General features: G+C 58.8%; 26 protein-coding genes and 1 pseudogene. 2 read left to right on the top strand and 25 right to left on the bottom strand.

Features of this window, described 5'->3' with window-relative positions; all coding sequences use genetic code 11:
- The 15 genes from ACLKMW_RS20265 to ACLKMW_RS20195 form a co-directional block, all read right to left on the bottom strand.
- Complete coding sequence (locus tag ACLKMW_RS20265; RefSeq protein WP_415726327.1) at nt 1-891, bottom strand: ABC transporter permease subunit; 891 nt, start codon at nt 889-891, stop codon at nt 1-3.
- An 80-nt stretch (nt 892-971) separates the two neighbouring features.
- Nucleotides 972-2,252, bottom strand: coding sequence for an ABC transporter substrate-binding protein (locus ACLKMW_RS20260; RefSeq protein WP_415726326.1), 1,281 nt, complete (start codon nt 2,250-2,252; stop codon nt 972-974).
- Nucleotides 2,253-2,406: 154 nt separating this feature from the next.
- A complete protein-coding gene (nikR, locus tag ACLKMW_RS20255; RefSeq protein ID WP_415726325.1) occupies nt 2,407-2,874 on the bottom strand; it encodes a nickel-responsive transcriptional regulator NikR in 468 nt (155 codons plus the stop codon).
- A 95-nt stretch (nt 2,875-2,969) separates the two neighbouring features.
- A complete protein-coding gene (locus ACLKMW_RS20250; protein WP_415726324.1) occupies nt 2,970-3,827 on the bottom strand; it encodes an urease accessory protein UreD in 858 nt (285 codons plus the stop codon).
- A 10-nt stretch (nt 3,828-3,837) separates the two neighbouring features.
- The gene (gene ureG, locus ACLKMW_RS20245) at nt 3,838-4,452 is read right to left on the bottom strand and encodes an urease accessory protein UreG (protein ID WP_415726323.1); all 615 of its coding nucleotides are present in this window, start codon (nt 4,450-4,452) and stop codon (nt 3,838-3,840) included.
- Nucleotides 4,453-4,470: 18 nt separating this feature from the next.
- Nucleotides 4,471-5,217 carry an urease accessory protein UreF gene (locus tag ACLKMW_RS20240; RefSeq protein WP_415726322.1) on the bottom strand — a complete coding sequence of 249 codons (747 nt, stop codon included), beginning with the start codon at nt 5,215-5,217 and terminating at the stop codon, nt 4,471-4,473.
- A complete protein-coding gene (locus ACLKMW_RS20235; protein WP_415726321.1) occupies nt 5,192-5,689 on the bottom strand; it encodes an urease accessory protein UreE in 498 nt (165 codons plus the stop codon). The genes ACLKMW_RS20240 and ACLKMW_RS20235 overlap by 26 nt, the downstream gene beginning before the upstream one ends.
- A 4-nt stretch (nt 5,690-5,693) precedes the next feature.
- Nucleotides 5,694-7,406 (bottom strand): urease subunit alpha, encoded by a 1,713-nt coding sequence (gene ureC, locus ACLKMW_RS20230; RefSeq protein ID WP_415726320.1) that lies wholly within the window; start codon nt 7,404-7,406, stop codon nt 5,694-5,696.
- A 26-nt stretch (nt 7,407-7,432) separates the two neighbouring features.
- Nucleotides 7,433-7,939, bottom strand: coding sequence for an urease subunit beta (ureB, locus tag ACLKMW_RS20225; protein ID WP_415726319.1), 507 nt, complete (start codon nt 7,937-7,939; stop codon nt 7,433-7,435).
- 56 nt (nt 7,940-7,995) lie between these two features.
- Entirely contained in the window at nt 7,996-8,307 is a 312-nt protein-coding gene (locus ACLKMW_RS20220; protein WP_415726318.1) for an urease subunit gamma, read from the bottom strand.
- Between the two features lie 160 nt (nt 8,308-8,467).
- Nucleotides 8,468-9,109: an ABC transporter ATP-binding protein gene (locus ACLKMW_RS20215; protein ID WP_415726317.1), complete on the bottom strand. Its 642-nt coding sequence runs from the start codon at nt 9,107-9,109 to the stop codon at nt 8,468-8,470.
- Complete coding sequence (locus ACLKMW_RS20210) at nt 9,109-9,969, bottom strand: ATP-binding cassette domain-containing protein (protein WP_415726316.1); 861 nt, start codon at nt 9,967-9,969, stop codon at nt 9,109-9,111. Before ACLKMW_RS20210 ends, ACLKMW_RS20215 begins: the two co-directional genes overlap by 1 nt.
- 12 nt (nt 9,970-9,981) lie before the next feature.
- Nucleotides 9,982-10,836: an ABC transporter permease gene (locus tag ACLKMW_RS20205; protein ID WP_415726379.1), complete on the bottom strand. Its 855-nt coding sequence runs from the start codon at nt 10,834-10,836 to the stop codon at nt 9,982-9,984.
- 2 nt (nt 10,837-10,838) lie between these two features.
- Nucleotides 10,839-11,855 carry an ABC transporter permease gene (locus ACLKMW_RS20200; protein ID WP_415726315.1) on the bottom strand — a complete coding sequence of 339 codons (1,017 nt, stop codon included), beginning with the start codon at nt 11,853-11,855 and terminating at the stop codon, nt 10,839-10,841.
- The gene (locus ACLKMW_RS20195; protein ID WP_415726314.1) at nt 11,852-13,423 is read right to left on the bottom strand and encodes an ABC transporter substrate-binding protein; all 1,572 of its coding nucleotides are present in this window, start codon (nt 13,421-13,423) and stop codon (nt 11,852-11,854) included. Before ACLKMW_RS20195 ends, ACLKMW_RS20200 begins: the two co-directional genes overlap by 4 nt.
- 198 nt (nt 13,424-13,621) lie before the next feature.
- Here ACLKMW_RS20195 and ACLKMW_RS20190 point away from each other — a divergent pair, with 198 nt between their 5' ends.
- Entirely contained in the window at nt 13,622-14,434 is an 813-nt protein-coding gene (locus ACLKMW_RS20190) for a helix-turn-helix domain-containing protein (protein WP_415726313.1), read from the top strand.
- A 46-nt stretch (nt 14,435-14,480) separates the two neighbouring features.
- On the opposite strand, the gene ACLKMW_RS20185 is transcribed toward ACLKMW_RS20190, so the two are convergent.
- From ACLKMW_RS20185 to ACLKMW_RS20170, 4 genes and pseudogenes are all read right to left on the bottom strand, one after another.
- A complete protein-coding gene (locus ACLKMW_RS20185) occupies nt 14,481-14,807 on the bottom strand; it encodes a twin-arginine translocation signal domain-containing protein (RefSeq protein WP_415726312.1) in 327 nt (108 codons plus the stop codon).
- A 49-nt stretch (nt 14,808-14,856) separates the two neighbouring features.
- Nucleotides 14,857-15,603 carry a hypothetical protein gene (locus ACLKMW_RS20180; protein WP_415726311.1) on the bottom strand — a complete coding sequence of 249 codons (747 nt, stop codon included), beginning with the start codon at nt 15,601-15,603 and terminating at the stop codon, nt 14,857-14,859.
- A 152-nt stretch (nt 15,604-15,755) separates the two neighbouring features.
- Nucleotides 15,756-16,190 (bottom strand): hypothetical protein, encoded by a 435-nt coding sequence (locus tag ACLKMW_RS20175; protein ID WP_415726387.1) that lies wholly within the window; start codon nt 16,188-16,190, stop codon nt 15,756-15,758.
- A 394-nt stretch (nt 16,191-16,584) separates the two neighbouring features.
- Nucleotides 16,585-16,896, bottom strand: a pseudogene (locus ACLKMW_RS20170) (sigma-70 family RNA polymerase sigma factor); the annotation flags it as partial.
- On the opposite strand from ACLKMW_RS20170, the gene ACLKMW_RS20165 reads away from it, so the two are divergent.
- Nucleotides 16,843-17,097 (top strand): hypothetical protein, encoded by a 255-nt coding sequence (locus ACLKMW_RS20165; RefSeq protein WP_415726386.1) that lies wholly within the window; start codon nt 16,843-16,845, stop codon nt 17,095-17,097. The pseudogene ACLKMW_RS20170 and the gene ACLKMW_RS20165 overlap by 54 nt on opposite strands.
- 574 nt (nt 17,098-17,671) lie before the next feature.
- Here ACLKMW_RS20165 and ACLKMW_RS20160 read toward each other — a convergent pair.
- From ACLKMW_RS20160 to ACLKMW_RS20135, 6 genes are all read right to left on the bottom strand, one after another.
- Nucleotides 17,672-18,769 (bottom strand): ABC transporter ATP-binding protein, encoded by a 1,098-nt coding sequence (locus ACLKMW_RS20160; RefSeq protein ID WP_415726310.1) that lies wholly within the window; start codon nt 18,767-18,769, stop codon nt 17,672-17,674.
- Nucleotides 18,766-19,572 carry an ABC transporter permease gene (locus ACLKMW_RS20155; protein ID WP_415726309.1) on the bottom strand — a complete coding sequence of 269 codons (807 nt, stop codon included), beginning with the start codon at nt 19,570-19,572 and terminating at the stop codon, nt 18,766-18,768. The genes ACLKMW_RS20160 and ACLKMW_RS20155 overlap by 4 nt, the downstream gene beginning before the upstream one ends.
- Nucleotides 19,569-20,462, bottom strand: coding sequence for an ABC transporter permease (locus tag ACLKMW_RS20150; protein WP_415726308.1), 894 nt, complete (start codon nt 20,460-20,462; stop codon nt 19,569-19,571). Before ACLKMW_RS20150 ends, ACLKMW_RS20155 begins: the two co-directional genes overlap by 4 nt.
- A gap of 16 nt (nt 20,463-20,478) precedes the next feature.
- Entirely contained in the window at nt 20,479-22,128 is a 1,650-nt protein-coding gene (locus ACLKMW_RS20145) for a choline dehydrogenase (RefSeq protein WP_415726306.1), read from the bottom strand.
- Between the two features lie 28 nt (nt 22,129-22,156).
- Nucleotides 22,157-23,275, bottom strand: coding sequence for an ABC transporter substrate-binding protein (locus tag ACLKMW_RS20140; RefSeq protein WP_415726305.1), 1,119 nt, complete (start codon nt 23,273-23,275; stop codon nt 22,157-22,159).
- A 165-nt stretch (nt 23,276-23,440) separates the two neighbouring features.
- Nucleotides 23,441-23,637 (bottom strand): FCD domain-containing protein (locus tag ACLKMW_RS20135; RefSeq protein ID WP_415726304.1); only part of this gene is annotated, 197 nt, incomplete at its 5' end.

Below are 23,637 nucleotides of genomic sequence, written 5' to 3'. Positions count from 1 at the left end.
TCACCTCACCGTCGCCCGTATGCGGCGACGTTCAACGAAATCGGAAATACCGGAGGGCATGACGAGCAGCGCTACAAAGGCTGCGGCCATGATGCAGACGTAGCCGACATAGACATTGAATATGTTGGACGCGAGCGTCTGCACGCCTGCGAGATAAACGCCGGCGAATCCGAGGCCGAGGATCGCATTTGCGCCACCGCCGACAACGACCGTGATGAACGCAATGGGCGTATAGTTCTGGCCGAAGAAGGGAGAAATGGTCGCCGTCATAGCGAACATCGCACCAGCTATGCCGGCAAGCGCTGAACCAAGGCCGAAAGTCAGCGTGTAGACGCGGCGCGTGTCGATGCCGAGCGCATTCGCCATAGCCGGATTTTCCATCGTCGCCTGGGCTTTCGCGCCCAATGCCGTCCAGCGGAAGATAGCCCAGAGACCAGCAATCAGCCCTATTGCAACCAGAAACAGCACAACACGATAGACACCGAATTCGAACGGTCCAACTCGGAAGCTTCCGAGCGGGGTCGGCATGTTCATGACCGACGGGCCAAGCAGCAGCAGCGTGCCCTGACTTATGATAAGGCTCAGCCCCCATGTGACGACCAGTGACGAAAGAAGCTGGTTGTAGAAATGGCGAATGACGAGTTGTTCGATGATAATTCCGGCGACACCGGCACTGACCCCCGCCAGAACGACCGCGAGAGGGGCAGGAAGACCCAGATGAAATGCGGTCACCGCCGTATAGGCGCCGATCATCATCAGCTCACCATGGGCCATGTTGATAACACCCATCATTCCATAGATCAGGATGAGGCCGACACCTGCCAGCAGCAGGAAACCGAAATTATCAAAATACTGGTATGCGTAACTTACGATCTGGCCAACAATGTCCATGGCAATCCCCGATGCGCGCAGGCCCATTTACGAATGGAAGATCTGTCGCGGCGTACATTCGGCACCGCGACAGATCGAACTTACTCGGCCTGGAAGAACGCCTTCCACTTCGGATTGTTGGGCGGCAGGAACTGCTGGCCGGGCGCTGCCTGCCTCATGTCGATCCCGACCTCTGTCAGGAAGGTAGGTTCGGTAACGCCAAGCTCGGTGACCAGGTTCAATTTGTGCTGCTCATCGACCTTGAACAGATAGGTGGGCATTGCAGCGTGATGCTGGGCACCGCGTAGCGTCCAAGGACCGCCAGGAGCGTCCGGAATGGAAATGTCGCCCTCCAGTGCCTTGATCACGGCATCGGTATCGGTGGTACCGGCTTTCGTCCACGCCTCGCCCATTGCCCTAACGGCGATGTAGCCAAAAGCTGCGTGTTCATTCACATATTCCGTTTGCGGGAACATTTCGCGCATTTTGCGAACGAATGTCTGGCTGGCTTCGCCGGGAACATCCTCGATATAGGCCGGTGGCACGAACATGTTTGCCAAGGAGGGTGGTGCGAAACGCTTGTGTTCATAGCCGTCGGAAATGGTGACATTCGACCAGACCGGCGTGACGAGCCCGGCAGCCTGTGCCTGGGGGTAAAACTGCGCGTGCTCGGCGCCGACCAGGCAATGCACCTGGAAGTCCGGGCTGCTTCTCTTGATCTTGTCTATAGTCGCCTGCCATTGGGACACACCGAAGGGGAAGTACTCTTCCATTTCGATTTTGCCGCCATATAGGTTTGCAGCGACACGCACCCACTGACCTATCGCGCGACAGAAATTGTAGTCCGCGCCGATGAACGTCATTCGCGGTCCCATTTCCTCGATCATGTATTTGAGTGCCGGAAGGACCTGTTGTTCGGGCGTGGGCCCCGAGAAGAAAGAGTATTTGTCAGCAATACCGCCCTCCCCCTGATTGTTGTGCCAAAATATGACCTTGTTGCGAACCACTTCCTTGCGGGCCGCTTCGCGCTCGGCGCCGGTATAGCCGGCCATGACGACGTCCGCCTCGTCGTCAAAAATGCAGCGCTGAGCCATTTCCTGATAGCGGTTCACATTTGATTGACCGTCGTAAGAGACCAGCTTGATCAGCTTTTTTGCGCCGTCGACTTCGATGCCGCCGGCGTCGTTGATTTCCTTGACCGCCAGCTGGTAGCCATAGGTCTTGGGGGTCGACATGATCGAGAAATCGCCGGAAAGGTCATCGACGGTACAAAGAACGATTTCGTCCTTGGCCATCGCCGGCGAGGACCAAAAGGCCAGCGCACCGGCAAAACACGCAAATGCGGTCGCAGTTTTCCTTAGGTGGTTAAGTGCCATTTTCATTGTTCTTCCCTCTGGTGGCAGGCCATGAACCGAACACGCAGGTTTGCACATTGACCTAGGGGAAGCTTAGGAGCCCGATGTCGCGTCCGCCATTACCCGAAGAGGGAGGGTCCTAGGACGGCTGGTCACCCTCGCGCATGCGTTGCCCAGGCGATCACCGCACACGTATATGTGTATGGGCACAGCCTTCCTGGACATCGTGCGCATGGTTGTCCGCATTCAGATCGGCGGGAATCATGACCAGACGACCATGACGAACGCCGCGCTCGGCGATCACATTATCAGCAATGTCGCGAACCTCATGTGTCTTGCCCCTCATGATCGTCACTTCCATGCAGCTATCGTGATCCAGATGGACATGCATCGTGGCCAATGACAGGTCATGATGTCTGTGAAATGAGTGTACTAGCCGTTTCGCCAGTTCGCGGGCCGAGTGATCGTAGACATAGATCAGTGCGGCTATGCAATCCTCGGCTGTAACTCCAGAGAATGCGGCTTCCCTTATTCCGGCGCGGGCGAGATCGCGAATGGCTTCGGATCGGCTTTGATAGCCCCTGGCTTCAATGACCTTGTCGAGTTCAGCTTTCAAGTCGTCATCGAGAGTAATCGTAATGCGCTGCATGTTGACTCCTCGTCGGCTTCAACAAGGGCGTCGAACGTCTGGCAATCTGCGAGTGTAGCTCCCGCTCGCAACCGACAGCAGCACGCCTGCAGCAATCAACATTTGCGGATTGGACGAGCCGGCTTGCCGGCAAGATGGGGACGCAAGACGCTCCAGCATCTGAAGACGGCTTCATGGCATGCCCATGCTTCAGCTGCCAGGATGCGGCAGATGACGACATTGTCGATACGGCTCGCGCCACTTTCTACGACCTCGCAATCGGCAAGCTCCGCCTCAAGCTCGTTCTCGATAAGTGATGGAAGGTTTTTTCCAACCGCGATCACCGTCGCCATCTGCGAAGCGCCTCCCCACAGGCGCTGAAGAGCCGCTGTCTCCTCCGCATCTTGCGCGACGAGGCGATCCATTGCGACGACCTCACCATCGATCCGCACCTCAAACTCCGATGCAAGAGCGCCGAACTTGAAGAGTTCTCCGGATCCGTAGTGAACTCGACCGGCTGCTATCATATCCGTGGCGAACAGGCGTGAGGTGGCGTCGAGATTGATGCGGGTACGACGGACGACGCGAGAATCTGCAAAAAGAATGGACTCGTCAGGGTGGTATTCGAGCAATGCGTTCGCGCCAACATCGATCTGGATCTGCTCGCGCGACGTTGCTCCTTGCGGGCATTTGTAAAACTTGCTGGCTGCCGTCGTCGTGATCAGAGCCCGCGTGTCCGGTTCCATGGTCGCATAGAATTCAGCAGAGTCACCCTCAACAAAGCCTCCACCACTGTTGATTGTAAGCAGGAAGGGTTGGTCGTCATTGTCTTGATAATGGCAACCTTGCCACTGGTATGGAATGCGCCAGCTTTTCGGGTCGATTTCAGTGCGCCCGTTTCGCTTGATGACATGCAGGTTCATCAGCGCATGCTTGCCGATTGTCCAGTTGCTGTCGGGATAAACGATTTGCATGATGGCTACCTCACGCTGCCGCTGACATAAGTACGCTGTGCTCGATCCAGGTCGTGACCGCCTCGAGCCCCGCCCCGGTCTTCATATTCGTGAAGAAGTACGGCTTGGCTCCCCGCATCTTCCGAGCGTCGCGATCCATAACGCCGAGATCGGCTTCGACGTAGGGAGCAATATCCATCTTGTTGATCAGCAGCAGCGGAGAGCGGGTGATTCCGGGGCCTCCCTTGCGGGGAATCTTTTCCCCCTCCCCCACGTCGATCACGTATATATGGCTATCGGCGAGTTCCGGACTGAAGGTTGCGGCAAGATTGTCGCCACCGCTCTCGATCAGGATCAGGTCGAGATCGGGAAACCGCTTGGCGAGCGTGTCCACGGCGACCAGGTTCATGGAAACGTCCTCGCGAATGGCAGTATGAGGGCATCCTCCGGTTTCTACGCCAACAATACGTTCCAGATCGATGGCGCCACTGCGTGCGACGATCTCGGCATCCTCTTGGGTAAAAATATCGTTGGTGATGACCGCGATCGAATAGCGCCGCCCCATCTCACGGCAGAGCTGAATGAGAAGCGTGGTCTTACCCGAACCAACGGGACCAGCGATACCGAGGCGGACAGGTTTGCGCATGGCTTGATCCTTTGCGGATTAGGAAATGCAGAGCCGGGTTGGAAGTCGTTCATGCCGCATCGAAGCCACGTCGAGCGTGGCAAAGGACGAGGAAAGCGAGCGCAAATCACGCGTCCGGGCAATTTCGGAACATTTGTCAACCAGCGAACCAGCGTTGGCGACGATGCGCTGCGCCTCCGTCTGGCCAAGCGGCGTCAAGCGTTGAATCACGCCTACCAGGCTGGAAAAGCCTGCCCAGAGAAAACTAGTGACAGTCTCCTGTTCGGTGAACCCAAGGCCCGTTGCCAGGACCCCGTAGACCACTGCATGATGACCGTCACACTGCTTGGTGTTGATCATCGCCGCAAGGCGAACGATCTGCGGCAGGTCGAAAATGTCCCGGCCTGCTGCGATCAACGCAGTGCCTGTCATTATCGAGGCGCTGCGCGACTCCCGGCTGAGCTTGATCGCGCCTGCCTGACGATCGATTTCCTCGATCCCGGCCATGTCGTCCATTAAACTGCTGCGATATGCCAGCGCAGCAGCGGCAGCATCGCCTGTTGCCAGGTTGAAGCGCAGCCAGTCGCGGCAACGGGTTTCGGCTTCGGCAGCGTTAGAGATCACGCCCTTATCGAGCCAGGTCTCGAATCCGTAGGAATGGGTAAAGGTCCCGGTCGGAAATGCTGCGTTCGTCACCTGCAGGAGCGCAAGCAGGCGATCGCCGCCATTGCTATTGGTCCGAGGAGGCTCCACTGCGTCCCTAATGGTCGTGGTGGCGCGCCACATGGTGGGCTTCCGCTTCGTGATGATTATGATGGGCGCCGGCGGCGCCGAAGCGCTGACCTGTGAAAGGAGTACGCACGCGCTCTACCGGCACGCCCAAACGAGCCAGCATCTGGGCGGCGAGAGGATCGTCAGGCGTCAGAATTCCATCCTCCCGAAAACGCGCGGGTCGATGAAAGTTTCCGAGTTGATAGCAGGCCGCCCACCACGAAATGGTGTTATCGCCAGGCTTTACGAGAAGAAGATCCTCTTCCTTTGCCTTGACCACGACGGCGGTCTCATCGTCGAAGCAAAGCACATCCCCGTCCTGTAGCTCGGCGCCACGCGGCAGAGACACGCGCAATTGCCGGCCTCCGCACGTCGTCGCCGCGAAATGGGGGCTCGCCCGTTCCTCCGAGGTAAGTTCGAGCAAGTCCACTTCAGCGTTTATCGGAAGGTCCGCCAGGTGAGCGACAACATTGGAGATAATACTCATGCCGTCACCGGAAGTAGTAAAGCTGGGTGAGCGGGAGCGTCTTTGCCGGCTTCACCGTAATACGCTTGCCATCGACATATACGTTATAGGTTTCGGGATCGATGTCGATGTTAGGCATGTAGTTGTTGTGGATCATGTCCCGCTTGGAAATTGTGCGGGTGCGCTTCACCGGCATCAGCGTCTGGTGGGTGCGTAAACGCCCCGCGAGACCGGCGTCAATGGCGGCTTGCGTGACGAAGGAGTAGCTGGTTCGGGCCGGATTCGCGCCAAGCGAGCCGTATTGGGGGCGATATTTGAGCGGCTGACACGTCATTAGCGAGCCTGCTGGGTCTCCCATCACGGCGTGCGAGATAAAGCCTCCCTTCACGGAGGTTTCCGGCTTGGCAATAAAGAATTTGGGCCGCCAGAGAACCAGGTCGGCAAGCTTGCCAGGCGCAATCGAGCCCACATAGCTGTCGACGCCGAAAGTGATAGCCGGGTTGATCGTGACCTTGGAAAGATAGCGCTTGATACGGAAATTGTCGTTGCCGGCACCATCTTCCGGGAGGCGTCCGAATCGCACCTTGTTGGCCGCGGCGAGTTGGAAGGCACGCTGGGCACTTTCTGCCGCGCGGCCGACACCTTGGCTATCGGAACCAATCATGCTGATGGCGCCAAGATCGTGCAACACGTCCTCGGCCCGCATGGTCTCTGCCCGCGCACGCCCCTGAATGAAGGCCATGTCGGTCGGGACCTGCTTGTTGAGGTTGTGGCAGGTGATCAACATGTCGATTTCTTCATCGTATGTGTTGATCGAGAACGGATTAGTCGGGTTCGTCGAGCTCGGCAGACAGTTCGGCTCCATTACGCAACGCATGATGTCGGGGGCGTTGCCGCCACCGGCACCCTCGGCGTGATAAATGTGCATTACGCGCCCGTTGATAGCGGCGAGCGTATCCTCGTAATAGCCCGTCTCGTTCAGCGTGTCGGCATGTACCTGGACCTGGAAGTCCAGCTCGTCGGCCAGATCCATGCAGGTTTCGATCGCGGCGGGCGAGGACGACCAATCCTCGTGGATCTTCAACCCAGTGGCGCCGCCTATGACCACCTGCTCGACGAGCGAACCCTTGCTGGCCGAGTTGCCTTTGCCAAAATTGCCGAAGTTGAGCGGTATCTCGGCCATTGCCTCGAGCATGCGATGCAGATTGAAAACGCCGGGACATTCGATGCCGACCGTCTTCGGCCCCGATCCACCGCCGATCACTGTGGTGAAGCCTGCGCCTTGATATTCGTAGAGCTGCTGGACGGAATCGAAGTGAGGATGGATATCAATGAAGCCCGGCGTGACGATCATGCCCTCGACCGACAAGATGTCGGTGTTTGGCGAGACGATCAGTCCCGGCGTGATATTCATCGTATCTGGATTGCCGGCCTTGCCGACACCGACGATCAGTCCGTCCTTGATGCCGATATCGCCTTTGACGACCCCAAGGACAGGATCGATGATCACCGCATTGGTGACGACCAGATCAAGCGCGCCGTCGCTGGCCTTCCACTTGGAAGCCTGCCCCATTCCATCACGAATCGTCTTGCCGCCGCCAAATACCAGCTCGTCGCCATAAGTGGTGTAATCGTGCTCGATCTCGGCAACCAGCCCCGTATCCGCGAGGTGAATCTTGTCTCCGGTCGTGGGGCCGTATTGGACGGCATACTCAGGTCGCGACAGCTTCATGCTCATGATTTGTCTCCGTGCCGTCTTGCTGATTATTTCGCTGCTTTCGAGCGCGCGTAACGCGCGTCTGGCGGCGTATTGACGGGAAAGCGTTCGCCCTCGAAGCAATAGCCATGCTCTTTCAGGCGCCTGATCGTCTGTTCCTTGATGATCTCTGAACGCACCGTGCCATTGGTCATGTTGTTCATTCCATATGCGACCTCACGGCCGACATAGCTCGTCACCTGGACTTTTCGGCTCTGACCCGGCTCGAAGCGCACAGCCGTGCCGCTCGGAATGTCGAGGTGCATTCCGAACGTCGCGGCGCGATCGAAGGCCATGGCGCGGTTGCATTCGGAGATATGGTAGTGAGCGCCAATTTGAATCGGACGATCGCCGGTGTTGACCATCACCACTTGCAGCGTGCGGCGACCGACATTGATCTCGATTTCACCGTCGGCGAACTCGATCATCCCGGCTTTGCCAGGTTCGCCGACATCGAACGCTTCGGCGGCGACGACGGACTTGGGCAGCGGGGGACGAGACCATTTGACAGGCATGGCTTTGCTCCAAGGAAAGGCTGTTTACGGAAGCGCTACTAAGGTGGGTTTTGTGGCTAGTCGCGAACTGGGTTCATCACCGTCACGAGTTTGGTACCGTCAGGAAACAGGGCCTCGACCTGCAGGATCGTCAGCATTTCGGGCACCCCGTCCATCACGTGCTCGCGCTTGAGGATGGTTGCGCCGTATTCCATCATGTCGGTTAGCATGGGGATGCTGCCCTCTCGAGCACGCTCCAGGATTTCGTCCGATATAAGGGCTATGGCCTCGGGGTAGTTCAGCCGCAGTCCCTTATCCAGCCGTCGGCGCGCCATTTCGGCGGCCGCCCAAAGCTGGATACGTTCCTCCTCTCGAGTGGTCAGATGCATAGTCGGCTATCCTTTCGGACGTTGTCGGACAAACGCCGGCGGCCGGCGTTCGATGGTTCAACCTTGGTCCTGATAATGGCATGCGCCCTGGCGCTGTATATCTACCTGTCCGGGTAGGATGACGGGGGCCAACCACAGATTTCCAGAAAACACCAGGTAGTCAGACCGCGGCCATCGTTGCCGTGGGACTGCACATCGTTGAGAGGTCCGAGAAGTTCAAGGTGCGGTGAGCGACCTGCGCGAGCAATGCCCGGTCATGACTAATGACAAGAAGCCCTATTTCTCTTTCCTGGCTGAATTTGATCAGCGCTTGCCAGATTTCCACCTGGGTGATGGCATCCAGGGAAGCCGATATCTCATCACCGATGATATATCGCGTAGCCGGCGCCAACGAGCGCAGGATTGCCACGCGCTGCAATTCGCCGCCTGAGAGCTCGTGCGGATATCGTTCATACCAAGCCTCGTGCACACCAAAGGCACGCCGCGCCTCATGATCCGGAACCCAAGCCTCGCTGACAATGCGGCCGATGCGCCAACGGGGATCGACGGCCGCCTGCGGAGATTGATGAAGGAGCTGCGCGGGATGGAAGTCACTCATCAGCGGTGGTTTTCCGTCTACCTCGATCATTCCTTCCTGCAGGGCAAGGTGGCCGGTCAGCAGACGCGCAAGCGTCGACTTTCCCGAACCGGACGGGCCAAGTATCCCTACTCGCTCGCCGGGCCGGACGGCGATTGAGACACTATCCAGCACCGGCCTCGCGGAGGGTTCGAATCGATGGGTCACGCGCTCCGCACGCAGCATTACTCGCCCGCCATCCTGCCCTCGACGATAGGGCCGAGCATGAAGCCGTTATCAGGAAGAGCGCACCACAGCGACCGGCCATATTCGGTGGTAAGCATTTCGCCGCGACCGCAAAAGGCTTCGGCTGACGCCGTTTCAACGGTCTCGCCCGCCCTGATGATGGTGATGTTGTCGGCGATGGCCGCGATCGAGCAGATGTCGTGCGTTATGACCATCACCGCCTTGCCCCGATCGGCAAGCGTGCGCAAGCAGGTCATGACCATCTCAACGTTTGTGTGATCCAATCCGGTCGTCGGCTCATCCGCGATGATCAGATCCGCCGAAGCCACCGTGGCCATAGCCAGCAGGACCCTGCGTGCCATGCCACCGGAAAGCATATGCGGATAAAAATCAGCCACTTCGGCAGGCAACCGGTAGCGTGCCAACGCGTCTTGCGCGGCGATCCCGGCATGGCTCGGCGATACCCCGGCACGCCGTGCGGCCCAGCGAACCTGGCGGGCGGCGCGAACCAGTGGATCCAGATGAGCAATCGACTGCGGGACGAGAGCGATCCGCCGTCCGCGCAAAGCCTCGCTGCGCGCCTTCTCGAGTATCTCACCCTCGAAGCGAATTTCGCCACCGACCACCGCGTTGCCTGGCAAGATACCGAGAATGGCATGAGCCAGAAGGCTCTTTCCGGCGCCGGAGACGCCGATCACGCCGAGAACCTGGCCGCGATCCACCCGCGCCGAAACACCGGTAAGGCAAGGCAGGTAGCGACGAGCGGTCAGCCCGATATACCGGCTGAATCCGACCGAAAGATCGGACACTTCCAATAGGGGAGGGACAACGGCCCCTTCCTCGGCGTCGGTTTTGATCACGGCCTTCTCCGTTCAATCCTGTGATTCTCTGGGGCTCAGGAGTGCGCGTGCTCCGCTGGCAATCCCGTCGAACGTCAATACGAGAGCAACGAGGGCCGCACCGGGAAACAGCCCCAGCCACCAATAGCCGGCTGTCAGATAACGCATGGAATCTGCGAGCAATATGCCGATGGCCGGCTTGCTCGGCTCCAGTCCGAAGCCGAGGAATGTCAGGCCCGCCTCGTGCAGGATGGCATGCGGGAAAAGCAGCAGCGTGCCGACGATCATTTGCGGAAAAAGATGAGGCAACAGATGCCTGGTCGAGATGTGCCACCAGGACATTCCGAAACGGCGGGATGTTCGCACGTAGTCGGACGTCATCACCTGCAAGACCTCGGCGCGCAGAATCCTGGTCAGACGCGGCCAATGCGTAACCGCGACCGCGAATACGACCGCGCTGGGTCCGCCTCCCAGCGCAAAGCAAATGAGCACTAGCAGCACAAGGTGCGGCAGCCCCATCACGGCATCGACAAGGAAGGACACGACCATATCGGCCAAGCGCCCGAACGTCGTGGCCACAATCGCCAGGACAAGCGCCACGATGGATGACACCAGTGCCGCGATCAGCCCGATTTTAAGGCTGAGCGCCAATCCCTGCAGTGTGCGGACAAATACGTCGCGGCCAAACGGGTCGGTTCCGAACGGATGGTCCAGGGATGGCGGCAGCGAGCGGACCGCGAAATCGGTGTTTCCAGCGAGAGGGCCGAGCATCGTCGCCCCGCCTAGGACACCACCGATGAAGATGCAGGAGATAACGGTTGCCGCAATCAAGCCTATTCGCCTTCCCGAGGCGAGCCCGGCCGTTGAGCGAGGAGCAGCGATCGGCATGCTCAAGACAGCCTCCGTATCGGTCGCATGCGCGGATCGACCACGTGATACAACACATCGGCGATGGCGTTGCCCACGCTGACGAAGAGAGTGATAGAAAGCGTGATTGCAAGCAGGAGCGGAACATCACCCCGGATGCCGGCGTCGATCGTGGCCTTGCCCAGGCCGGGATAGGCGAACACCTGTTCGGCAAGCACCGATCCGCCGAAGAGCTCACCGGTGGTAGCAAAGAGGATGGTGATAGCCGGAAGCGCCGCGTTCCTCATGCCATGGCTGACGGCGACTTCCAGTCGCGAAGCCCCCTGGGCAAAGGCGTAAATCGCGTAGTCGGAGCGCATGATCTCGATCATCTTGACGCGGGTATGAAGCGCCACCTGCGCTACACCCAGCATCGACAACGTCAGAACCGGCAGGAGCATATGGCGAGCGCGATCAAGCAGGCTCACATCTTCCGGCATGACACCCGGCGGCCCCGAGCAGCACACGGGGGCCCAGCCCAGCGCCACCGAGAACGTCATAAGCAGCACGATTGCGATCCAAAAGGTCGGCGTAGCCGCTAGGGTGTAGCAATAAAACCGAATCAGCCTGTCCGAAGTCGAATGTTCAAATGCACCGGCAACAATCCCGAGCGAGAAGCCGAGCGCGCCTGACAGCAGCCAAGCCAATCCCATCATTACGAAGGATGCGCTGAAGCGGGTCCAGATAACATCCGCCACCGAGGCGTTATGGATCATACTCCAGCCTAGATCTCCGGAAAGCAGGTTGGTCAGCCATTTCATGAATTGAACACCTGTCGGCTGGTCCAGCCCCCAATGTTCGGCGATCAACATCCTCTGTTCGTCGCCAACCATCGAAATACGCGGTCCGAGATAGGCCTCGACCGGATCGATCGGTGACATTTTCGCCAGCAGGAATGCAAACAGCGCCACACCAAAGAGCACGAGCAAAACCCTCGCAACACTTCGGGCGATGAAAAGCGCCCAGCAGCCGGCAGGAGAGCCGGTCTCGCGGCGGCTCATTCGCAGACCCATCGCCAGTGCGCGATGTTGGTTGTGATGGGCCAGCCGTGCCCGTGCGGCTCTATTTGCGTGCGCCCGACATCAATGCATTCATTGACGAAGTACACGTGATCCAGATTGACGAGCCAGACCCAGGCCGCGTCACCACGCATGCTAAAACCCGTCGCCCCATCCCAGGCCGCCCTTTGCCAATGAGGAAAGGACGACTCCAGGGAAAGAGACGCTTCGGCGGCGGCGAAATGGGCCTCCACCTTCTCGTTCGAATACCAGCCGGTATTGAACCAACCCTTCCCCGCGTTGGTGCCGCTATAAAGCGAATAGAGCTCGCGCGGATTATGGCTGCCCCAGCCCAGCACGATTAGTTGCGAATGCACAAGCTTGCGGATGTCGTCCCAGCTCTTGCCGATGGGTTCCGCGGCAAGCCCGAGGGGCCGAAGCAGTTCGGCGAGCGTGACCGCTATTGCCTGCCTGGTGGAGTCCGAGGCAGGATAATAGATGGGAAGCCGCGCCTCCACGCCATCGTTCGCACGGATGCCGTTGGCCCCCATTGCCCAGCCGGCTTCGTCGAGTATCACATTTGCCTGGTCCGGCGAGGCATCCGGCAAGCTGCTATCGGCATGGGACCATGGCAGCCCGTCCGCTGAACTGTAGGCTGGCCTTCCATGCCCCATCAACGCAACGTCCACGATCATGTTGCGGTCGATACCGACATTTATCGCCTGACGAATTGCAGGATCCGACGTAATGTCGTTGCCAAGTGGGTTGCCGTCCTCCGTTACGCGGCCGCCCGGCAACATGGGGAAAGCGAGACCGCGATTGTCGACCGATTCCGCAATGACGGCCTTCATCCCCGAAGGAACGCGCTCGGCCGACTGCGCTGGAGCCGCAACCACATCGATCTGACCGGCGGCGGCGGCCGCCATGCTCGTATCCTCGTCCGTAAACAGGAACACGATGCGCTTGAACTCCAATTCTGCGCCGTAATAGTAAGGGTTCGCTTCAGCGATGAGCTGTTCGCCGGGCGTCCATGACAATAGCTTATACGGACCGGAGCCTATCGGACGGCTGCCATATCCCTTTCCATAGCTCGCTGCCGGCACGATGCCCAGATTGTAGAAGCTGTCGAGGAAAGTCACGCGCGGCTCCTTAAGCGTTAGGACCACAGTCGTGTCGTCCAGCGCTTCCGCTCCGGCAAGCACCGTCAAATCTCGTGTCCCGCCCGACAGTGCCGATCTTCTGTAAGTAAAGGCCACATCCTCCGCCGTCAGAGGCGAGCCGTCGGAAAAATTCGCGTCATCGCGAATGATCACCGTCCAGGACAAACCGTCATCAGAGCGAGTCCATGATTTTGCCAGGTCCGGAACAGTCTGGAAATCGGCATCGCGAGAAAGGAGCGTCGACTGGAACAGCGTATTACCGCCGTACTCGCCCCATCCCATCACCGGATCCAGGCCCTGCTCCGGCTCGCCACCGATTGCCAGTATGAGCTCGGCCTTAGGTGCAGCTGAGAGCACCGAAGGCATCAAGATTGCCGCGGAGACAACGAGCGCTGTTAGCCGCCGTTTCATTCAGTCCATCCTCCGTCATGCGACAGGTCAATGCCGACACCTTTCACGCTGAAAGTATGAGGAAGATGCTGGAAACGTCATACCCTGAAAGGGGGAGATGGGCATCGCACTCCCCGCCCTGCCAGAGGGACGTCCCATGCCAGCCACCGCAAAGGGTAGGTTTTTCTCGCGACCTACATCGCGATAATGCCCGATTGAATGAAGCGTATCTGGATCATGGCAAGTCGACAAAACTCACTACCCACAGTCGAACACGCCCAGGGCGACGATGCTGCCGTGTTGACGGGGATATCGGACGCTAGCAACCAATCCGGAAAACGCATTTATCACGGTGGCCAGGAGGCATTTGCACGGCAAATGCGGCGCTTAAAGCTTGCTGGCCAACGGAATCCCTCATCCGAAAGCCACAAGGATCTTCTGCAAGTCGCCATCGGCGGAGAAGCCCGAGCTCAGCGACGCAGACAAGGACTCACGGCGCAAGATGTGGCGACCCGCGCAGGAATTTCGGCCGGCATGCTCTCCAAGATCGAAAATGGACTCATCTCTCCCTCTCTTGGCACGCTGAAGGCTTTGTCATCTGCCCTGAGATTACCGCTCACATGCTTCTTCAGGAGCTTCGAAAATGCGAATACCGCAACGTTCGTAAAGTCAGGGCGGCACGGAAACGCCCCGCATGATGCCAAGCGAGTTGGTGAGCATTGTAACCTGCTAAGTCGGATAAATCCCAGCAACCAATGCGTTATCGAAACTCATCTTGTAACATTGTCAGGCGCTCACAAAAAACAAGCGATGTGCCAGCACGACGGGCTGATATTCCTCTATATGCTGGAAGGCAAAATGGTTTATCGGCATGGCAGTAAAGGCTATCAGATCTCGCCAGGGGACAGTTTCTTCTTCGAAGCGTCAGTCCTTCATGGTCCTGTGAATCTGGTGGAGTTTCCAATCCGCTATCTGTCGGTCGTCACCCATCGTGGCCACGAACGTCTATTCCAACCGATACCATTTGTTTAGCTGCCGGGACAGTTAGCCGATTCAGGCAGTATGTCCCGCAAGCCGATCAGGTCGGCTGCGGCTCGTGGAATCGGCACCAACCATCCGGATTGATTTCACCCGCGACGATCTTGCAGGCGTTCGGCTCCCGGAAATGGGTGCATCCGGCGCAGCGGCGACCCTGATTTGGGAAGTCCTGATAAAGCGCCACGGTCTTCGGCGTCGTTCCGGCGGCACGTTTCCCGTATGGGCTGGTCATACAGGAGGCGAGCCCTGCTGTGCCGGCAATCGCCGCGCCGGCCATCGAAACCTTGAGAAAGTTTCGACGAGATAGCGCTCGGGTTAAACTATCTTTTGCCCGACGTCTACTCACATCACCACGATCATGTTTCATGAGCTTGCTCCTATGCGCCAATGAGCCGAATGACAGGCGTTTGCTGCAGTCAAATTGACTTGAGGTACTCAATCAAATCGCGCTTTTCCTTATCGGTCAGATCAAGGCTGAGATGGGCGTTGTAATGCTCGACAACGTCCTCCAGCATGGCGAACCGACCATCATGGTAAAAGCCGCCTTTGTGTATCTTCCTCGTGTCCCACAAGGCCCGCAACGGCGCTGTCCGGTAACGCTCGTCCGGCGATCGCATCGCCTGGAAATCGTCGATGCCGATCTCCTCGGCTGTGTGCAGGTTCCAGCCCGGCTCCGTAAAGATCGGCGGCACGTGGCAAGTCGCGCATTTAGCCTTGCCATTGAAGAGTGCCTCTCCGTTTTCGGCGGCCGCGCTTTCAAAAGTGCCCTGCGGTGGTTTGGGAGTGGGCAGCGAAAGCTGATAGAAATGAAGAGCCGGAAGCTTGGCGGTAATCCTATCTTCTTCGTCCTTCTTCTGGCCCTGTTTCGTCCTGGCGGCGACCGGGTATTTCTCGGCGTCGTCAAGCCGCGGATCGTAAAACACGCCTTTCCCGTGCATTTCGAGATTGCCGACATAGGCGTTCCAGTAGCTCACCGTGCCCCAGGCTCCGGTCCAGGTATGGTTGTTCACGCCGGCCAGGCCGAACGCAGGCGGATTGAGCGTGGCGGACGTCTTGCCGTCCGGCCGAAATGCCTTCCCGTCGAGGTTCAGTTCGGCGTCAAATTTCCCAGGTCCCCATGCCTCCACTGCCCTCTTCACCTCATCTTCGGAAATCTGCAGCATCTCGGTGAAGGCGGTCAGGTCAGGCGCCAGGACAACGATCGCGCCGATATTGAGGTCACGGTTTGGCCAGCCGTCGAGCCTTTGCCCTATGCCCGGCGCGTAGGTGTCATCAACGGTTGAATGGCATATCGCGCATTGAATACCGACCGAGGTCAGCGTTTTGCATCCTCGGCGAAGAATCCGGTCACGCCTACAACGGCATTGGCTTTCAGCAAGAGAAGTGTGCTAGCCGGATCGGTCAGGTCGACCTCGCCTTTGCTGAGCGCGTTGGCGACATCCTCGGGAATGGCGTTCACGTCGACCTTCAGTCCGAGTTTCAGAGCTTTCTTGGGGCTGAGCCCGGGTCCCAGGCCGCCCAATTTCTCACCGGCGATAGCCTCATGGAGCCTTAGCTTGCCCCCCCAGAAATCTTCGCTGCCGAACGTATCGAACCGGAATGTTTCGCGGCCTTCTTCCAGATACCGCTTGGCCAGTTCGGCGGCGGCGGTGTCGAACTCTTTGCCGCCCATTTGAGCGGTGGCCGGTATCAGAGTTGACGAGAGCAGAAGGACGGAAAAACACGCAATTGACCTGGTGCGCGTAAGCATTGGCACGTCCTCCTTTGCGGTTCGCCAGATTCCGACCTGTGTACCCGGCCCAGCCATTGGATGCTCCAGGCCGCGGAGATATTCCCACCTCTCTCGGAATTTTCGATGTGTGCTGGAATGGAGGTGCTCCGACGCATGGCGCGTTTGGGCGTCCGGCCATTCCGACTAGTGAGACGTTACCTCTAGAAGGCGAACTGCGAACCGGTCGAGGATTGTTTGCGTAAGGCGGTCGCAAGGCGCTCCGGCGAAGGGGAAGGTGTCGGTAAATACGGTAGCAAGCCTCTCTCCAAGCGCCTGCTTCAGCAGTTTGCGTGCGCGATGCAATCGTGTGCTCACGGTCTGATGCCGCAAAAAGGAGAGCGGTTTCCTCGATGCTCATCTCTTCGACATCGCGCATGAGGAACACGATGCGGTAGCGCTCCGGTAGGCGGCTGATCGCCCCTTCCAGGAGGCGGCGGATTTCCTCGAGCGCGGCGCCGTGTTCAGGATCGAGCTGATGGGCGCTGAAAGGAGGGGCCATCTCCTCTATGTCGTTTACATCGACCATATGCCGTCTTTGCCGCCGGCGGCCCAGCGCCTCATTCAGCGCGATGCGCGTGAGCCAAGTTGAAAGCCGCGCCTCAGCGCGAAATTCAGCCAGATGCGTAAGCGCATGGACATACGTCTCCTGAACTACGTCTTCGGCTTCGGTATCGTCATTCAGCACGGCGCGAGCGACTCGGTAGAGCCGCTGATTGTGTCGCTTGATGATGAGCCAGAAGGCAGCTCCTTTGTGCTGCCGCGCCTGTTCAAGCAGGGCCGCGTCGTCGAGATCCTCGATTCTCACCGACTCGGTTGGTTTGACCGGCGTCATCATGGGCTCTTCAGCTTGAGATATGCATGTGCCAGCCGGGCCAGTTTGATGTGAGTCTCTGCCGCAGAGATACTCATCTGTACACGATAACGCCGATGGCGCTGGCCACGTCAAGAAGGATTCACCTGACATAAGCCGGATAGATTGTCCTACCGCGCTTCTGTGTTCCGTGAACGAAGGACCAGCTGAAGAGGATAGAGGCCAAGGAAACGACGGAAATGCCCCTGCACCTTGGCCAATCAGATGGCAAGCACTGCCGTACCGTCCATCAGCATCGCGGCAACCGAGAGAAGCGTCCAGGCTTTTTGGGCGATGCGGCATCATATGTGTCTGGGTCTTCGAAGGCGTCGTCGAACAGCGCGTTCAGCTAAGGTCGGAGGGGCCGAGGCGGATGTCGAAAGGCGGTGCTGCATATGCGACGCATGTGCTTAGGCCGTCTGAGCATCGGCGATAAACGGAGGACTTCGCACCAGCTGCGGGCGTCGCTGTGAGAGCTCGAACCGAACTTGCCACCGCTATTCAGGCCCAAACCCACTTCTATGCGTTGGCCGGCCCAACAGCAGAGCAGTTACCGATCTCCAGTCGCACTTCGGCGCGAACTCGCATTTTACGAGGGCGCGATCAGCGCTCAAGCCGATAACAAAATGCCGTTCTCCGGAGGCCAGCAGATGGAAACCGATGCTGATCCGAATACTGTCTCGGCTTGGTTTCGATGTGCGTTCTGCATGACAAGGGCGACAGGCTTGTCAATGCCGTCGACACGCACGAACACATGGTTGCGGTCGCCGAGGTAGGATCGGGCAATCAATGCGCCCGAAAGGCGATTGGCCACCGCGGTAGAGCAATCGGCAAACCCAATCTTTTCCGGCCTGACGGCGACCACCACGGGATCGCCTGCGGATCGCGCGCCCTCCTTTGGATCGTAGCGCACAAGGATGCGGCCTGCGCGGCCGGCATCGACAACTGCATTTTCACGATCGAACGACATCAGTTTTCCCGGAAAGAAGTTGATCGAACCGATGAAGGCCGCAACCTCGCGGCTAACCGGCCGCTCGTAGATCCGCGACGGCGTATCGATCTGCATCACTTCACCTTCTGACAGAATGGCGATCCGATCCGATAGCGCCAGCGCCTCCTCCTGGTCGTGGGTGACGAAGACGAAGCTGATGCCGACATTGCGTTGCAATTCCCGCAGTTCGAGCTGCATGTCCTCACGCAATTGCTTGTCGAGCGCTGACAGCGGCTCGTCCAGCAAAAGCAACTTCGGTCTACGGGCAAGCGCCCGCGCCAAGGCCACACGTTGCCGCTGGCCGCCCGACAATTCGTGCGGCTTGCGATGTCCGAGCGCGCTCAGTTGGATCATCGCCAACTGATCCTTGACGATCTGCGCTTTTTCGTCGCGCGACAAGTTCATAGTTCGCAGTCCGTAAGCTATGTTTTCGGCCACGGTCAGATGCGGAAAAATGGCGTAGTTCTGGAAAACCATATTGGTTGGGCGACGGTTTGGCGGCAGCTGTGCACACGCTTTGCCGTCAATGAATATCTCGCCGGATGTCGGCATGTCGAAACCGCCGAGCATACGCAACAAAGTCGTTTTGCCACATCCAGAAGGGCCGAGCATCGAGAAGAATTCTCCAGCCTGGATGTCGAAGCTGATATCTCGGAGTGCCTGGAAGGTGCCAAATGACTTTGAAACATTGCGGATCGAAACGAGAGGCGTGGTCATGAGGCCATCCCTATTGAGGCTTTCGTGGGCGTTCCGCGGCGGCGGGCCCACTCAGCGAGATTCACGAGAAGGAAGGAGAACGCAAGGATGCAGGTACTCAGCGCCAGCACGCCTGGCAGCTTGTTGGGAAAGCGTAGCTGCGACCAGATGTAGAGCGGCAGCGTCGTGTCGTTTCCGGCGAGAAAAAATGTCAGGACGAATTCGTCAAGCGATACCGTGAAAGTGAGAAGCAGACTGGACACTATGCCGGGTGCCGCCAAGGGCAGCACGACACGAAGGAAGGTAAAGAACAGCCCTTCGCCGAGATCGCGCGAGGCATCCTCAAGATTGCGGTCAAATCCCTCAAAACGCGGCAACATGATGAGAACGGCAAAGGGCGTGCAGTAGACGATATGCGCGATCGCGATCGTGGTCAGAGAAAGCTCCATTCCTATCGCGCCTATAACGATCAGGAGCGCAATGCCCATCACGATCCCAGGAACAAGCAATGGCAGGGTTAGTATGCCCAACAATGCCGGGCGGCCGGGCAGCACGACGCGGCTTATCGCCTTGGCAGCCATAGTTCCAAGCGCGGTGCTAATCACCGCCACCGAACTCGACACCTTGAGGCTGTTGAGGAGCGCGTCCACCAAGCCAGGCGAGTTGGCCATGGTCGAAAACCAACCCGTGGTGAAGCCGCTTAGCGGAAAGGCGATGGCGGTGCTGTCGTTGAAGGCGAACAGGATCAGGAACAACACCGGAGCATAAAGCACCGCAATGTAAAGCACCGCATAGCCGGCCCACAGACGTGTTGCAAAACTCATTTACGTGTTTCCCGGGACTTGCCGGCGGCTCGCCAGAGAACCAAACAGGCAATCAATGTGACCACGACCATGGTGACGATCGAGATCGCCGCACCCATCGGCCAGTTGTTGGTCCTGCCGAACATCGACTGGACGACATTGCCGATCATCATGCCGGAAGTGCCGCCGACGAGCTGCGGCGTGACATAGTCACCGACAGTGGGAATGAACACCAGCATGCCGGCGGCGATCAGCCCGGGCCGCGAGAGCGGCAGCAATACACGCCAGAAACTATGCCAGGCACCATCGCCGAGGTCGCGCGCCGCTTCCAGCAGCGAGCGATCGATTTTCTCGAGACTGATAAAGATCGGGAGCAATGCAAACGGTGCCCAGGCATGGGCAAGGGTGATGACCACCGCATACGGATTGTAGAGCAGAATTTCCAACGGCTGGTCGATGATGCCTAGCCAGATCAAGCCTGAGTTGATGACACCGTTGTAGCCGAGAATGATCTTCCAGGCGAAAACGCGCAACAGATAGCTCGTCCAGAACGGAATGGTGATGATAAGCAGGAGCAGCGCCTTGTGCTTCTTTACGCGCAAGGCGATGAAAGCAGCCACCGGATAGGAAAAGATCAACACCAGCAACGTCGCTGCCAACGACACCAGAACCGACTTGCCGAGGATAGCCAGATAGGTCGTGTTGGCTAGGAAACTACGATAGTTGTCGAGGACCCAAGTGTGCTCGACGGTAAGATCGTTCTGCGTCCAGAAGCTGTAGATGAGCAGAATGCAAAGCGGCAGCAGCAAGGTGCCGGCTGCAACCAGCAGCGCCGGACTCACCAGCGCGTAGCCCCGGGCGGCGTCGCTTCGTTGAAGCAACGAAAAGGAGAAACCGGTTTCGTGGCTCATTTCAGAATCCCTGCGCTCATCGCTGCACCGTCTGCCAGTCCGGAGCCACGAAATAAGGCATCGGTTCAGCCGAAAGCGTTGGGCGCCCCAGAATGAGGTCGGCTGCCCTTTCGGCCATCATCATGGTCGGCCCGTTGAGATTGCCGCTGAGGATCGATGGCATGATCGACGCATCGACCACGCGCAAACCCTCGGCACCTCTGACGCGACACTCGGGATCTACCACAGACTCGTCGTCGCTGCCCATTCGGCAGGTGCAGGAAGGATGATAGGCGCTTTCGGCGGTTGCACGAACGTAAGCATCGATTTCGGCGCTACTGGAAACGTTCGGCCCGGGTGCAATCTCGCGGCCGCGAAACCGCGCAAAAGCTGCCTGTCCGAATATCTCGCGCGTCAGACGCACGGCCTCGCGCAGCAGGCGCCGGTCGCCTTCCGTCGAAAGATAGTTTGCATCGATGATCGGCGCGCTGCGCGGGTCGGCGTCGCGGATATGAACGCTGCCGCGGCTTTCCGGACGAAGTGCATCCGCATCGACTTGGTAGCTCGGCTCGATGCGGGATTTCTTGTCTTCGTAGCCGATCGCCAAAGGCATGAAATGGTACTGGAGATCGGGATGGCTGACGCCGGCGGCGGTGCGGATGAACCCGCCGGTCTCGAAATGATTGGAAGCGCCGGGTCCGGTTTGGGTCGCAAGCCAGCGCGCACCGATGCCAAGCTTGGTGAGTGGCTTCAATGCTGCCGCCAGCGAATCGTTCGTCAGGCATTCGTGTTGCACGTAGATGCAAAGGTGATCCTGCAGATTTTCGCCGACTTGCCGGTTATCTATGACTGTCTGGATGCCGATCGTCTCGAGCCGTTTGGGATCGCCTATGCCGGACAATTGCAATAGTTGGGGCGAGTTGATTGCGCCGCCGGCAAGCAGGATTTCCCGGTCTGCCCTAACGTCTCGCAACTGGCCGTGATGGCTGATTTGCAAACCTCTGGCACGCCTGCCCTCGAAGAGAATGCGCAAGGCAAGCGCACCGGTGAGGACGGTCAGGTTGCGTCGCTTCAAAGCCGGATGCAGATAGGCGCGCGCCGCGCTCCAGCGACGGCCGCGATAGATTGTCATGTCAAGCCGGCCGACGCCTTCCTGGCGGTAGCCGTTGATATCCGAGGTGACCGCATAGCCAGCCTGGCGGCCAGCCTCGATCCAGGCGTGATGCAACGGATTGTCCACGTCCGCCCGCTTTACCTGCAAGGGTCCATCCGCGCCGCGATAGGGGTCGGCGCCGGCGGCAAAGCTCTCGGAACGTTTGAAATATGGAAGGACCGACGCCCAGTTCCAGCCGTGCGCGCCTTCCTGCTCCCAACGTTCGAAGTCGAGTGGATGGCCGCGCACATAGACCATACCGTTGATGGAACTGGAGCCACCGAGCACCCGTCCACGCGGCCAGTTGATGCGGCGATTATCGAGATGCGGCTGTGGCTGCGTGCAATAGCCCCAGTTCAGCCGCGGGTTCTGCATGGGATAGGCAAGCGCGGCCGGCATATGAATGCGCCAGCCGCGATCGGCCGGGCCGGCCTCGACAAGCAGTACGCTGATTGAGGGATCGTCGGACAAGCGGTTGGCCAGCACACAACCGGCCGCCCCTGCCCCGACGATTATGTAGTCGTAATGATCCATGGAAATCTATGCCGGGGAGACGCCGGCCTCACATGCCCTGCTTGACTTCCTCGAACATCTTCTGGATCGCGTTTTGATTCTTCATTGGCACCTGAACGACGCTGTTGGCCAGGAGCTCTTCCGGATTGCGCGGCAGGTCGAGCCGCTCCAGTGTCGCGTCGTCTACTTCGGCGAAGCCGCCCGCCGTGGCACTGCCATAGCCATATTGCGACATGCCGAACGCCCTCGCCTTGCGATCGAGATATGCGTCGATCACTTCATGGGCGAGATCTCGGTGCGGCGTGCCTTTGACGATGGAGAGGCCACCGACCCAAGCCATGATGCCCTGCTTGGGTCGCATGTAGCGCACCGGCAGGCCCTGAGCTTTCATCGTCACATAGGAGTCGTTCCAGGTATTGGCCGCGACGATCTCGCCAGAGGTAAGGGCCTGCTGCATGGTAGTCGGATCGTTGGAATAGAAGCGCAGCAGCGGTCGCTGCTCCACCAATGCGGCTCGCACCTTTGCCACGTCGTCATCCGACATGTTGTAAGCATTGACGCCGACGTGAAGCGCGGCGGCACCAACCGCATCCGCCATGCTATCCAACGCTGCCAGCCGGCCGGAATACTTGGTGTCCCATAAAACGTCCCAGGTTTCAGCTTCAGCGTATTCGGGAGCAAGGTCGGTGCGCACCAGCACCGAGCTCAGGCCCCAGTCGGTCGGCACCCAAACGGTCTCGCCATCGATCTGAACGCCATCCAGACCTCGCAGGCTGGCGAAGATGTCGCTCCAGTTGCTGAGCTTCGCCGTGTCGATTGGCTCAACCAGCTCGGCCTCGTGCCAGCGACGGATCGTATAAGACTGCGGATAGACAACATCGGGCTTGTAGCCGCCCCGGACCTTGAGAATTGCCTCGTCCTGATCACCAAAAACGGCGAACTGCGGTGGCTCACCATGCTTTTCGACGTAGGTCGGAAAGAAATCCGGAACGTCCATGGTCGCCCACGTGAAAAAGGTCGGCTGTTCGTCTGCGGCCAGCGCCATCCGGCCGCCGTAAACCGTTGAGGTAGCGGCGACGCCGAGGCCCGCCAGCAATTGGGCGAACTGTCGGCGCGTCAGCTTGCCATTCCTTACGAGATCGACAACGCGATCGCTTCGGCTTGTCATTCCGGTCTCCTCCCGACTACCGTATTATGGTATTCCATCTTACTATGCATTCCATAAGGCAATTCTGGTGTCAACTGAAAGCTCCGCTTCAAACGCGGAAAGGTTGGCCGAACGCGACCACACCGGCAGCGCCGGGACTGCGTTTCGAGGGTGCAGAGCGATTGTCTATTTCGGCTGCAGCGACTGCCGCGCGATATGCCATGCCTGCTCGACATGGTGTCGAGCCGCCCGTTCGGCCGCATCGGCGTTGCGCGAGCGGATCGCGCTCATGATTTCGATCATCTCGGCGATAGCCGGCCCTCGACGATTTGCCGAAGCAATGGTCATCGAGCGAAGCTGGTTGATGCGGACATTCAACCCTT

The sequence above is a fragment of the Borborobacter xinjiangensis genome (genome assembly GCF_047739745.1).
Taxonomy (GTDB): domain Bacteria; phylum Pseudomonadota; class Alphaproteobacteria; order Rhizobiales; family Rhizobiaceae; genus Pseudaminobacter.
Note: the sequence above shows the minus strand (reverse complement) of the source record. Positions and strands in the feature narration are given on the sequence as shown.

Coding starts and splice junctions, on each gene's coding strand:
- ACLKMW_RS20265 (WP_415726327.1), bottom strand. CDS start 891: ATGGACATTGTTGGCCAGATCGTAAGTTACGCATACCAGTATTTTGAT.
- ACLKMW_RS20260 (WP_415726326.1), bottom strand. CDS start 2,252: ATGAAAATGGCACTTAACCACCTAAGGAAAACTGCGACCGCATTTGCG.
- nikR (WP_415726325.1), bottom strand. CDS start 2,874: ATGCAGCGCATTACGATTACTCTCGATGACGACTTGAAAGCTGAACTC.
- ACLKMW_RS20250 (WP_415726324.1), bottom strand. CDS start 3,827: ATGCAAATCGTTTATCCCGACAGCAACTGGACAATCGGCAAGCATGCG.
- ureG (WP_415726323.1), bottom strand. CDS start 4,452: ATGCGCAAACCTGTCCGCCTCGGTATCGCTGGTCCCGTTGGTTCGGGT.
- ACLKMW_RS20240 (WP_415726322.1), bottom strand. CDS start 5,217: ATGTGGCGCGCCACCACGACCATTAGGGACGCAGTGGAGCCTCCTCGG.
- ACLKMW_RS20235 (WP_415726321.1), bottom strand. CDS start 5,689: ATGAGTATTATCTCCAATGTTGTCGCTCACCTGGCGGACCTTCCGATA.
- ureC (WP_415726320.1), bottom strand. CDS start 7,406: ATGAGCATGAAGCTGTCGCGACCTGAGTATGCCGTCCAATACGGCCCC.
- ureB (WP_415726319.1), bottom strand. CDS start 7,939: ATGCCTGTCAAATGGTCTCGTCCCCCGCTGCCCAAGTCCGTCGTCGCC.
- ACLKMW_RS20220 (WP_415726318.1), bottom strand. CDS start 8,307: ATGCATCTGACCACTCGAGAGGAGGAACGTATCCAGCTTTGGGCGGCC.
- ACLKMW_RS20215 (WP_415726317.1), bottom strand. CDS start 9,109: ATGCTGCGTGCGGAGCGCGTGACCCATCGATTCGAACCCTCCGCGAGG.
- ACLKMW_RS20205 (WP_415726379.1), bottom strand. CDS start 10,836: ATGCCGATCGCTGCTCCTCGCTCAACGGCCGGGCTCGCCTCGGGAAGG.
- ACLKMW_RS20200 (WP_415726315.1), bottom strand. CDS start 11,855: ATGAGCCGCCGCGAGACCGGCTCTCCTGCCGGCTGCTGGGCGCTTTTC.
- ACLKMW_RS20195 (WP_415726314.1), bottom strand. CDS start 13,423: ATGAAACGGCGGCTAACAGCGCTCGTTGTCTCCGCGGCAATCTTGATG.
- ACLKMW_RS20190 (WP_415726313.1), top strand. CDS start 13,622: ATGAAGCGTATCTGGATCATGGCAAGTCGACAAAACTCACTACCCACA.
- ACLKMW_RS20185 (WP_415726312.1), bottom strand. CDS start 14,807: ATGAAACATGATCGTGGTGATGTGAGTAGACGTCGGGCAAAAGATAGT.
- ACLKMW_RS20180 (WP_415726311.1), bottom strand. CDS start 15,603: ATGCTGCAGATTTCCGAAGATGAGGTGAAGAGGGCAGTGGAGGCATGG.
- ACLKMW_RS20175 (WP_415726387.1), bottom strand. CDS start 16,190: ATGCTTACGCGCACCAGGTCAATTGCGTGTTTTTCCGTCCTTCTGCTC.
- ACLKMW_RS20165 (WP_415726386.1), top strand. CDS start 16,843: ATGGACATACGTCTCCTGAACTACGTCTTCGGCTTCGGTATCGTCATT.
- ACLKMW_RS20160 (WP_415726310.1), bottom strand. CDS start 18,769: ATGACCACGCCTCTCGTTTCGATCCGCAATGTTTCAAAGTCATTTGGC.
- ACLKMW_RS20155 (WP_415726309.1), bottom strand. CDS start 19,572: ATGAGTTTTGCAACACGTCTGTGGGCCGGCTATGCGGTGCTTTACATT.
- ACLKMW_RS20150 (WP_415726308.1), bottom strand. CDS start 20,462: ATGAGCCACGAAACCGGTTTCTCCTTTTCGTTGCTTCAACGAAGCGAC.
- ACLKMW_RS20145 (WP_415726306.1), bottom strand. CDS start 22,128: ATGGATCATTACGACTACATAATCGTCGGGGCAGGGGCGGCCGGTTGT.
- ACLKMW_RS20140 (WP_415726305.1), bottom strand. CDS start 23,275: ATGACAAGCCGAAGCGATCGCGTTGTCGATCTCGTAAGGAATGGCAAG.